Source organism: Nonomuraea sp. NPDC003754, assembly GCF_053605785.1.
Map to the genome: position 1 here is coordinate 39,189 of NZ_JBSGJX010000058.1, position 11,148 is coordinate 50,336.

Consider the following 11,148-nt stretch of genomic DNA (forward strand, 5'->3'; position numbering starts at 1 on the left):
TGTCAGCGCTTGCGCGGGTAACGGTCGGGCGGGTCGAGCTGGCCGTGTCTGACGAGGAAGTCCAGGCAGTCGTGCATGTACTTCTCGTTCAGCGGCGCGGGTTCCCAGCCGGTGCCCTTGATGGCCTCGAGCAGGTTGACGCACTCCAGCCGGTTGTCGATGGCGTCCTCGGTCTCCATGGTCATCTCCACGCCGGCGTCGCCGCTGGAGTAGAGCAGGAGCACGGGGACCATCGGGTAGATCGGGTGGTCGGGACCGGCGTTGATGGCCAGCTCCAGCGCCTCGTCGAACGGCACGACCTCGAAGGGGTAGCCGTAGGAGCGGATCCAGGGGTACAGCATGTTGTGGGAGATCGCGTCGGTGTTCCACAGGTGGAAGATGTTGCCCACCGACGACTCCTGCCGGGAGGCGTGCACCATGGCCGCGCTCGCGTAGTCGAGCGTGATCGCGTTCATCGACTCGGCGTAGTCGGGCAGGATGCCGAACTCGAGGAAGCCGCGCAGCGCCGTCAGGACGTAGTTCTGCGCGTGGCAGGCGCCCGTCTTGGGGTGCCCCATCATGATCGACGGCCGGAAGATCGTGATGGGCAGGCCCCGCTGCTTGGCCTTCAGGATGATCTTCTCGCTGACCCACTTGCTCTGCGGGTAGCTGAAGGGCACCTGGGGCGGCTTGCTGGGCAGCTCCACCTCGAGGAAGGGCCGGGTCATGTGGCCCGCGATGAACACGTCGATCGTGGAGACGAAGTGCACCTGCTTGGCCTTGTAGCGGGAGGCCAGGCGGAGGATCTCGACGGTGCCGTCCACGTTGGGGGCCTTGAGCGCGGAGTACGGCATGGAGAAGTTGACCAGGGCGCCGTTGTGGTAGATGACGTCCACCAGCTTGGCCAGGTCGTCGAACTGCTCGGGCGACAGCCCGAACAGCGGCCGGCCCAGGTCGCCGTTGACGGCCTTGACTCTCCGGTCGAAGCGGTCGTCCCAGGGCACCTCGTACTGCTCGCAGCTGGCCTTGAGCCGGGCCAGCCCGGCGGCCGCGTCCTTGGCCCGCACCAGGCAGTAGATGTCCGCGGTGGTCTGCGCGATGAGCTGGTCGAGCAGGAAGACGCCGAAGTAGCCGGTGCCGCCGGTGAGCAGGACCGCCCTGGGCGAGAAGATGTCGGCCAGCGGCAGGTTCTCCGCGGTGATCGACTCCTCCAGGAACGCCTCCCTGTCCAGGTCGTCGGCCGGGTCGCGGGTGGCGCGCAGTCCCTCGAAGCCCTCGCGCTCGAACAGCTCGATGCGGGAGGCCACGCCGGCCACGGTCGGGGTGCTGAACAGCGCGTGCAGCGGCAGCTCCAGCCCGTAGACCTGGGCAAGCTTGGCGCCCACCTTGGACAGCTGCAGCGAGCTGCCGCCGAAGGAGAAGAAGTCGTCGTGCAGGCCGACCCCTGGCAGCCCGAGCGCCTCCGCGAACACCTCGGCGATCTCGCGCTCGATGCGCCTGCGCGGGACGGCCTCGGTGGGCACCGTCACGGTGCGCACCTGCGGGTCGGGCAGCGCCTTGCGGTCGACCTTGCCGTGCGCGTTCAGCGGGAACCGCTCGCACACGACGATGGTGGCCGGGATCATGTAGTCGGGCAGGATCGTGCGCAGGTGGGCCGCGAGGTGCTCGGTGTCCACCTCCCGCCCGGGTTCCGCCGGGAGCACGTAGGCGATCAGCTCGTTCTCGTCGCCGGCCAGGTTGCGCCGGACGTCGACCACCGCGCTGAGCACCTCGGGGTGTCGCTGCAGCGCGTTCTCGACCTCGCTGAGCTCGATCCGGAAGCCGCGGACCTTGACCTGCGTGTCGGCCCGGCCGATGAACTCCAGCTGCCCGCCGGGCAGGTACCTGGCCAGGTCGCCGGTCCGGTAGAGCCGCCCGCCCGGGGCCGGGGAGAAGGGGTCGGGGATGAACCGGTCGGCCGTCTGGCCCGGGGCGTTCACGTATCCGCGGGCCAGGCCCTCACCCGCGACGTGGATCTCCCCCGGCACCCCGATCGGGACCGGGTTCAGCTCCTCGTCGAGCAGGTAGATCCTGGTGTTCTGGATCGGGCGGCCGATCGGCACGCTGGCGCCGTCCTCGTCCGCCTTGGCCAGCTGCGCGGTCGCCCAGACGGTGACCTCGGTGGGCCCGTAGTCGTTGTAGAGCTTGGCCCAGGGCAGGGTCCGGTAGTGGTCGACGGCCAGCTGCGAGGGGAAGACGTCGCCTCCGGCCGAGATGTCGCGCAGCGAGATGAGCTTGCGCCCGCCCGCCGCCAGCAGCAGCTGGTAGTAGGAGGGCATGTGGGTGATGTGCGTGACCTGCTCGGCCTGCACCAGCCGGGCCAGCAGCGCCGGGTTGCCGACCTCGTCCTCGTTGGGGAGCACGATCCGGCCGCCGCTGACGAGCGTCCAGTACAGCCCGGCGGCGGAGGCGTCGAAGGTCAGGGAGACCGGGATCGCGTACGCCTCGGGGGCGGGACGGCCGTCGGCGCCGCGCGCCAGCGTGGAGTTGACGATCTGGCGGTGCGGGACCACGACGCCCTTGGGCTGCCCGGTGGAGCCCGAGGTGTAGATCACGTAGGCGACGTTGGCCGGGTCGACGTCCGCCGGCGCCAGGTCCGCGGACTCCTCGCCCACCCCGTGGACGTCGATCCACGCCTCGCCCGGCTCGGGCTGCGGCGCCGCGGCCTCGGGGTCGGTGACGACGACGATCCTGATGCCCGCGTCGGCGATCATCGCGCGGGTGCGCTCGGCCGGCTGCTCGGGGTCGAGCGGGACGTAGCCGCCGCCCGCCTTGAGCACGCCGAGGAAGGCCGCCACGGTGGCCACCCGCCTGCCGGCGACGACGCCGACCAGGGTCTCGGGGCCGACGCCCTCGGCGCGCAGGCGGTTGCCCAGCCGGCCGGCCCACTCGTCGAGCTCGCGGTAGGTCAGCCGGTCGGGTCCCGCCACCACGGCCAGCGCGTCGGGGGTGCGCGCCACCTGCTCGGCGATGAGCTCGTGCAGGCACCGGTCGCCGGGGAAGGGGCTGTCGGTGCGGTTCCACTGCTCGATCACCGTGTCCAGCTCGCGGTCGGAGAGCATGGGCAGGCGGTGGCTCGGGCTGGCGGGATCGGCCGCCGCGGCGGCCAGCAGCACCTCGATGTGGCCGAGCACCAGGTCCACGCTGTCCGGCTTGAACAGCTCGGTGCTGTAGTCGGCGTGCAGGTCGAGGCCGCCGTCGGCGCCCTCGACGAGGTGCACGCTCAGGTCGAACGCGGACAGCCCGACATCGGCCGGGGTCGCGGTCCAGGTGGCGCCGCCCGAACGCCGCGGCTCGGCCGCCTGGTGGGGGACGAACCGGACCTGGTGCAACGGCGCCCTGCCGAGGTCGGTGTCCGGCTGCACCTTGCCGACGATGTGCTCGAACGGGATCAGCTGGTGGTCGCGGCCCTTGGCCCAGGCGGCGTGGACCCTGCGGACCAGCTCCTCGAAGGTGGGCTCGTCGGCCAGGGAAGCGCGGATCACGAGCGTGTTCTCCAGCGGCGCGAGGATCTCGCTCTGCGTGTGGTCGCGCCCCGGCGCGGGGATGCCGACGGCGATGTCACGCTCGCGGGTGTAGCGGCCCAGCACCTCCGCGTAGGCGGCCAGGAGCACCGACGCCCTGCTCGCCTCGCACCGCGCGGCCAGCTCGCCGACGCCGCGCGCGGCCTGCGCGCTGAGCGTACGGCTTCGCCTGGCGCCGCGCAGGGACGGCATGCGCCCCACCGGCCTGGGGTGGTCGGTGGGCAGGTCGACGGGCGTGATCCCGGCGAGCGCCTTGGCCCAGAAGGCCAGCTGGCGGCGCGCCAGCGGGGTGCGCAGCCAGGCGCGCTGGCGGTCGACCACCTTGGCGTAGGGAATCCCGCTGGGCTGCGGCTCGGGCCGCTCGCCGCGCCGGACGGCGTCGTAGGCCTCCAGCAACTGGCCGACGATCAGGTCCATGGCGACCTCGTCGCAGACCACCTGGTGAGCCGTCAGCACCACCTCGTGCCGGTCCTCCGCGACCCTGATGGCCGCCGCCCGCAGCAGCGGCGCCGTCTCCAGGTCGAAGGGGCGGCCGGCCTCGCGGTGCCTGACCTTGCGAAGCTCCTCGGCGTCGGCGACAGAGAAGGTCTTCAGCTCCGGCGCGACGGTCCCTGCGTCGGCGACGGGCCGTACCGGCCTGCCCTCGATCGACAGGAAGCGCGCCCGCAGTTCCTCGCGCGCGTCCGTGAGCGCGGCCAGCGCCGACCGCAACGCCTCGTGGTCCAGCTCTCCGCCGACCTCGAGCACGCGGACGACGTGTGTGGGCAGCTGGGGAGCCATCTGGTGCAACACCCAGTAGCGGCGCTGCGCGGGTAGCAGGCGTTCCCCGCCCTGGTCACCGTCCTGGCCGAGGAGCTGTGCCAGGAGCGCGCGTTTGTCTTGTTCCGATAGCCGGCCGACCTCATCGGCAACTGTTGACACCGCACCGCGTCCTCTCTGTCGGGCGCAATTCATTGGACTATCCAGTTCTGGTCACATTAATAAGTGAAAATGCCGTACGGCCGTTCCTGACGGACTTCTTGCGTATCTGAAGGGGATCGAAAGATCTGTCTGAGTTTCTTGACGGGATCGGTTGGTGGTCCGAAGAATCCGAGGTGCTGGCGCTCGATGATGAGGGCTATGCGGAGGCGGTATCACGCCCTACATCCTCGACTTCCAAGCCCTGCCGGGAACCGGAGAGGAGGGGATCGACGTGCGTTACCTCCACTAATGAAAACCGGTGGATCGCGGCCTGAATCAATTACCGGAATTCGGGCCGCGATTCCCGCCACCGCCGCACGAATCAGAGTCGGCCCTCAGGCCGGATGGGCAGGTCGCCGTGAGCAAGCGAGACGAGTTGTTCAACCCGCTCGACCCGGAAGTCATCCGCGATCCGTATCCCATCTACCGCAGGCTCAGGGAGACCGATCCGGTCTACTGGCACGAGCAGCTCGGCGCGTGGATCCTGACCCGGCACGCCGACTGCACCCACGCGCTGAAGAACCCCGACCTGTTCACCACCGACTTCAGGAAGGTCGGCGTGCCCACCCCCGGGCCGCTGCTCAGCCTGCAGACCCTGGACCCGCCCGACCAGACGCCGCTGCGGCACTTCGCCATCGACGCGATGCGCGCGCAGGACTTCGGCGAGCTGGAGCGGGACGCCTGGCAGCGGGCCGAGGTCCTGCTCCACGGCCTGCGCGACCGGCAGACCTTCGACTTCGTGCACGACTTCGCCACGCCGTTCACGCTGGGCACCATCTCGCGCCTGGTCGGCATGCCGCCGCCGGAGGCCGACGAGGAGTGGCGCCGGCGCAACGACCAGCTGCACCGCAGCATGGACGCCGGGCTCGACCCCGACAGCGAGGAGGCCGGCCTGGCGGCCCGCGAGGCCTTCAGCGACTACGTCGCCCGGTGGCTGGCCGGCGAGCCCACCGAGGGCATCTCGGCCTACGTGGCCGACAACCGCAGCCAGCTCGACTACTCCGACGAGGTGCTGTGCAACTCGCTGCGCGCCTTCTGGCACGCCGGCTTCGAGGTGCCCGCGCGCTTCCTCGGCAACGCCGTCACCACCCTCCTCAGGCATCCCGAGCTGCTGGAGGGGACGCTGGAGGACGTCGACACGGCGGTCGAGGAGCTGGTCCGCTTCTCCGGCCCGGTCCACGTGGTCAGCCGTATGTGCACCAAGAACACCGAGGTCGGCGGGCGGGAGATCAGCCGCGGCGACCTCGTCGTCACCGTGCTCGCCGCCGCCAACCGTGACCCGGAGCGCTTCGACCGGCCCGAGGAGCTCGACCTGACCAGGCACCCCAACCCGCACCTGGGCTTCGGCCGCGGCACCCACTCCTGCCTCGGCAACGCCGTGGCGAGGATCGAGGGCCGGGTCGTGCTCACCACGCTGTTCCGCACCTATCCGGAGGTGCGGCTGGCGGGCGAGCTGCAGTGGTGGGAGAACGCCACGCTGCGCGGGCTGTCCCGGATGCCGGTCAGCCTGGGCCGGGTGTCCGCGACGATCGGCTGAGGGAGAGGCCATGAACACCCGCCATGGCAGCGCCGTCCCCATGGCGCTGCTGGCCGACCCGGTGGAGCGCGCCACCGCCCTGCTCCGCCCCTCCCTGTGCGGGCTCTGGGCGGAGGGCCTGGCCGCCCTGCGTGCCGTCGTGGCCGCCGTCGGCTCAGGTTCGGGCCGGCCCGTACGGCAGGCCGCGGTGGCCACCGACGCCGTGGCCAGGTCGCTGGCGGCGGCCGTCCCGCTGCCTGATCCGTCGGCGTACCCGCCCCCCGTGCCCGTGCATTCGGACTATTTCCGCATCCGGCATGCTCCGCTCACCGCCGAGCAGCAGGCCACGACGGCCGCGATCCTGATCTCCCGCATGCTCGCCGACCTCGACGTCGCCATGCTCGACCCGAACGACCTCCTGTGCGAGGTCGAGAGCATGATCACGGTGATGGAGCTGCTGCGCCCGCAGCCCAGCCACGAGCTCGCGGACCCCTCCTCCGAGAGCGCGCCGGAGTCGTGGTACGTGCCCGGCGGCGACTGGATGGACCGCTGGTTCCTGGCCCACCACTACTACTTCCTGCTCAACCTGCTCGCGGCCGAACGGCTCGACCGGGCCGCGGAGCTGGCCCGCGACGGCCGCGACGAGCCCGCGGCCGCGGCCATGGACCAGGCGGCCGTGCTGGTCAGGGGGTTCACGGCGGCCATGGTGCACTCCTGCGCCTTCCCCGCCCGCTACTACCTGGACGTGGTCCGGCCCACGATGGCCCCGCCGCACGTCCGGACCAACCTGACGGGTGTCATGCAGCTCGAGCACCGCAGGTATCGCGCCGCGCTCGGCCGCCTCCTGGAGGAGCTGCCGGCCCCCTACGACGAGCTCGCCGCCCGCGCGCCGGCCCTCGCGGAGGCCAGGAACGCCGTGCTCGAAGCCGACCTGATCGACCTGGAGCGGCACGTGATCGTGGCCGACACGATGGTCGGCGGCGAGCGTTCGCTGGTCCAGCCGGGCACGACCGTCCAGAACGCCGCCAGCACGCTGCGCAAGATGCGGCACCTGCGTGCCGCGGCCTACTGCCAGTACATGCGGTTCGGCGATCGCTGGGTGACCGCGACAAGCCGCAGACCCGATGAGGTGACGACCAGATGACCGTGTCCCCGACACTCGCCACGGGCCGGGAGATCGACCCCGACGCGCTGCCGAAGCCCGACCTGTACCAGCTCATCACCTCCCTCGTCGTGCCGCGGCCGATCGCGTGGGTGTCGACGCAGTCCATGTCGGGCCGGCGCAACCTCGCGCCGTACTCCTACTTCAGCCTGGTCGCCGACCACCCGCCGCACATCGCCGTGAGCTCCATCGGCGAGAAGGACACCCTGCGCAACATCCGCGCGACGAGGGAGTTCGTCGTCAACGTCGCCGACCGCAGCCTGCTCGACATGCTCGACCGCTCGGGCTCGTCCTTCCCGCCGGAGCTGGACGAGTTCGTCGAGGTGGGGGTCACCGCGGCGCCGTCGGCCGTGGTGCGCGCGCCCCGTGTCGCCGAGGCCAAGGCGCACATGGAGTGCAGGCTCGTCGACGTGCACCCCGTGGGCAACGGCAACCTCGTGATCGGCCGGGTCGTGCACATCCACGTGGAGCCCAGCGTGTGGGACGACGGGCGGGTCGACAGCGCGCTGCTGGACCCGGTGCTCCGGCTGTCCCGGCGCTACGGGCGGCTCAGCCCCGAGATGACGCCCGAGGAAGAACCCGCACCACACGTGTTCACGTGACGCACACCCACGGAGCTGCCCGATGACGATCACCGACCGACCACCCCGACTCCGGCCGGCCGCGCGGGGCCTGGCCAGCGACCGCCTCGGCATCCCCGCCGTGGTCTACTTCGTGATCTCGGCGACGGCCGCGCTCACCGTGGTGGCCGGCGGCGTGCCGGCCGCCTACGCCATCACCGGCGTGCTCGGCCTCCCCCTGGCCTTCCTGCTGCTGGGCGCGGTTCTCGCGCTGTTCTCCTTCGGCTATCTGGCGATGGCGCGCCGCGTGCGGAACGCGGGCGCCTTCTACGCCTTCGTCGCGCAGGGGCTGGGCAGGCCGTTGGGGGTCGGTGCGGCCTGGATGACGCTGCTGGCCTACAACGGCCTGCAGATCGGCCTCTACGGGCTGGTCGGCGCCGCCACCAGTCCCCTGGTCGCCGAACTGTCGGGCCTGACCGTGCCCTGGTGGGCGGTCGCGCTCGTGGCCTGGGCCGTGGTCGCGCTGCTCGGCATGCTGCGCGTGGACGTCAACAGCAAGGTGCTGGCCGTCCTGCTGCTCGGCGAGCTGGCCGTCGTGCTGCTCTTCAACGCCGCCAACCTGCTCAACCCGGCCGCCGGCGGCCTGGATCTCGCGCCGCTGAGCCCGCAGCAGCTCTTCGTGCCGGGGGTGGGGGCGCTGTTCGTCTTCGCCATCGCCTCCTTCGCCGGCTTCGAGTCCTCGGCGGTCTTCACCGAGGAGGCCAAGAACCCGGCGCGGACCATTCCGGTGGCCACCTTCCTCGCCCTGGCCGTCCTGGCGGGCCTGTACGCCCTGTCGGCCTGGAGCACCGCGGTCTCCACCGGCACCGGCCAGGTCGTCGCGCGCTCCCAGGGGGAGAGCTCGGCGCTGTTCTTCAACCTGCTCGGCGCCAACGCCGGGGCGGGCGCGGCTTCGGTCGCCTACATCGTCTGGTCGACCAGCGTGATCGCCTCGCTGATCGCCTTCCACAACGCGATCGCCCGCTACGTCTTCGCCCTCGGGCGCGAGCGCGCCCTGCCCGCCGTCTTCGCGCGCACCTCCCGGCGCGGCGCGCCCGTGGCCGGCTCCCTGGCCCAGAGCGGGGCCGCGCTGCTCGTCATCGTGCTGTGGGCGGCCGCCGGGCTCGACCCCGTCCGGCAGCTCTTCGTCGCGGTCGGCAGCTTCGGCGGGTTCGGCACCCTGGCCCTGCTCGTCGTCACCTCCGTCGCGGTGATCGTCTTCTTCGCCCGGCGGCCGGGCGTCGAGAACCTCTGGCGGCGGCTGATCGCCCCCGGGCTGGCCGGCTGCGCGCTGGGCGTCGTCCTCGCCTTCGGGGTGGGCAACTTCGACACCGTGCTCGGGGTCGGCCCCGGCTCGCCCTGGCGCTGGATCCTGCCCGCGATCTACCCGCTGGCCGCCGTCGCCGGCGTCGTCTGGGCGCTGCGTGTCCGTGCCGGCCGCCCCGACGTGTACGCCGGCATCGGGCTCGGCGCCGACAGGGAGCCGTGAGCCATGCGAAAGATCCTGCACCCCGCGCTCTGCCTCATCGTCGGCACCTGCATGATCCCCGTGCCCGGAGCGGCCGCCGTCTCGGACGACGAGCGGCCCGCCACCGAGGGCACGGCCGAACCGGTGACCGCCGACGGCAGACGGCCCGTCGCCGAGGGCACCGGCGGCGCCGTGGCCACCGTCGACCCCGACGCCAGCCGTACCGCCCTCGAGATCCTTCGGCGGGGCGGCAACGCCGCCGACGCCGCGGTCGCCGCCGCGGCCACGCTCGGCGTCACCGAACCGCACATGACCTCCATCGGAGGCGGCGGCTACCTGATGTACTACGAGGCCCGCACCGGCCGCGTCCACAGCCTGGACGCCAGGGAGAGCGCCCCCGCCGCCATGCGGGCCGACTCCTTCCTGGACGACGGCACGCCCATCCCCGAGGACGAGATCGTCACCAGCGGCCTGACCGTGGGCGTCCCCGGCGTGGTGCACCAGTGGGAGACGATCCTGCGCGCGTTCGGCACCATCCCGCTGCGGCAGGCGCTGCGCCCGGCCATCCGCGTGGCACGCTCCGGCTTCCTCGTCGACGCCGAGTTCAACGCGCAGACCGCGCTGAACCAGGACCGTTTCGCCGACGTCAGCTCCGCCAAGGATCTCTTCCTGCCCGGCGGCCGGCCGCCGCCGGTGGGCTCGGTCTTCCGCAACCCCGGCCTGGCCCGCACCTACGAGGAACTGGCGCGGCACGGGTCCTCCTGGTTCTACGGCGGCCCGGTCGCGCGGGAGATCGTCAGGACCGTCAAGCAGCCGCCCGTCGCCCCCTCGGCGAGCCGCCGGATCCGCCCCGGTCTGATGGCCGCCCGTGACCTGGCCGCCTACCGCACGCTGTCACCCGCCCCCACCCGATCCCGCTTCCGTGGCCTCGAGGTGTACGGCATGCCGCCGTCCTCCTCCGGCGGCACCACCGTGGGCGAGGTTCTCGCCATCCTGTCGGCCATGGACGCGCCCGCCGACCGGGTCGAGGCGTTGCACCGCTACCTGGAGGCCTCGCGGCTGGCCTTCGCCGACCGCGAGCGCTACGTCGGCGACCCCGACTTCGCCGAGGTGCCGGTGTCGGAGCTGCTGTCCCCCGGCTACGCCCGCGAACGCGCCTGCCTCATCGGGCCTGCCGCCATGCCGCACCCCGCCGCCCCCGGCTCGCCCGACGGCTCCTACCAGCCGTGCCAGGCCCCGGGCGCGCCCTCGTCGGCCTCGCCGTCCGCCGCTTCGTCCGCCGAAGGCGGGCACACCACGCACCTGGTGGTCTCCGACCGCTGGGGCAACGTGGCCTCCTACACCGTCTCCCTCGGTGAGATCGGCGGCAGCGGCCTGGTCGTCCCCGGGCGCGGGTTCCTGCTCAACAGCCAGCTGTCCGGGTTCACCGTCGACCCTTCGGCCGGCGGGCCGAACCTGGCCGGGCCGGGCAAGCGGCCGCGATCCTCCATCGCGCCGACGATCGTGCTCCGTGACGGCCGGCCGCTGTTCGCGCTGGGGTCACCGGGCGGCACGCCCATCATCACGACCGTGATCCAGATCCTGCTCAACCGGGTCGACTTCGGGATGCCCCTGCCCGAGGCGGTGGCCGCTCCCCGGGCCGGCCAGCTCAACCTGCCCGTCACCCTGGCCGAACCCGGCTTCGTCGAGCAGTACGGCGCCGCGTTGACGGCTCGTGGCCACGCCTTCGAGCCGCCCCCCTGGGCCCCGTGGCCGCTCGGCGCCGCCACCGCCCTGGAGTTCCTCGACGGCGACCGTGTGCTGGCCGTGGCCGAACCCACCCGCCTCGGCGGCGGCAGCGCCCTCGTCGTCCGCCCCCGCTGACGCACGACCCGGGTGTCCGGGGGACCGCCCCCGGACAC

Annotated in this window: 6 protein-coding genes; 5 read left to right on the top strand and 1 reads right to left on the bottom strand. The window is 72.3% G+C overall.

The window, feature by feature from the left end:
• Positions 1-2: 2 nt before the first annotated feature.
• Positions 3-4,463, bottom strand: a complete 4,461-nt coding sequence (locus ACWEVS_RS41795; RefSeq protein WP_452556418.1) for an amino acid adenylation domain-containing protein — start codon at positions 4,461-4,463, stop codon at positions 3-5.
• Between the two features lie 397 nt (positions 4,464-4,860).
• Between ACWEVS_RS41795 and ACWEVS_RS41800 the strand changes: the two genes are divergently transcribed.
• From ACWEVS_RS41800 to ggt, 5 genes are read left to right on the top strand one after another with little or no spacing between them, the layout of a single operon-like run.
• Positions 4,861-6,039, top strand: coding sequence for a cytochrome P450 (locus tag ACWEVS_RS41800; protein WP_354915404.1), 1,179 nt, complete (start codon positions 4,861-4,863; stop codon positions 6,037-6,039).
• Positions 6,040-6,049: 10 nt separating this feature from the next.
• On the top strand, positions 6,050-7,162 hold the full coding sequence (locus ACWEVS_RS41805; protein ID WP_449930276.1) for a hypothetical protein: 1,113 nt from the start codon (positions 6,050-6,052) through the stop codon (positions 7,160-7,162).
• Positions 7,159-7,782: a flavin reductase family protein gene (locus ACWEVS_RS41810; protein WP_354915409.1), complete on the top strand. Its 624-nt coding sequence runs from the start codon at positions 7,159-7,161 to the stop codon at positions 7,780-7,782. The genes ACWEVS_RS41805 and ACWEVS_RS41810 overlap by 4 nt, the downstream gene beginning before the upstream one ends.
• Positions 7,783-7,804: 22 nt before the next feature.
• On the top strand, positions 7,805-9,268 hold the full coding sequence (locus tag ACWEVS_RS41815) for an APC family permease (RefSeq protein ID WP_449930275.1): 1,464 nt from the start codon (positions 7,805-7,807) through the stop codon (positions 9,266-9,268).
• Between the two features lie 3 nt (positions 9,269-9,271).
• Positions 9,272-11,110: a gamma-glutamyltransferase gene (ggt, locus tag ACWEVS_RS41820; RefSeq protein ID WP_452556420.1), complete on the top strand. Its 1,839-nt coding sequence runs from the start codon at positions 9,272-9,274 to the stop codon at positions 11,108-11,110.
• The last annotated feature ends 38 nt before the right edge of the window (positions 11,111-11,148 follow it).

What these genes read in the sequence shown, in the direction of transcription:
- ACWEVS_RS41805 (WP_449930276.1), top strand. Translation starts at nt 6,050, where the DNA reads ATGAACACCCGCCATGGCAGCGCCGTCCCCATGGCGCTGCTGGCCGAC.
- ACWEVS_RS41810 (WP_354915409.1), top strand. Translation starts at nt 7,159, where the DNA reads ATGACCGTGTCCCCGACACTCGCCACGGGCCGGGAGATCGACCCCGAC.
- ACWEVS_RS41815 (WP_449930275.1), top strand. Translation starts at nt 7,805, where the DNA reads ATGACGATCACCGACCGACCACCCCGACTCCGGCCGGCCGCGCGGGGC.
- ggt (WP_452556420.1), top strand. Translation starts at nt 9,272, where the DNA reads ATGCGAAAGATCCTGCACCCCGCGCTCTGCCTCATCGTCGGCACCTGC.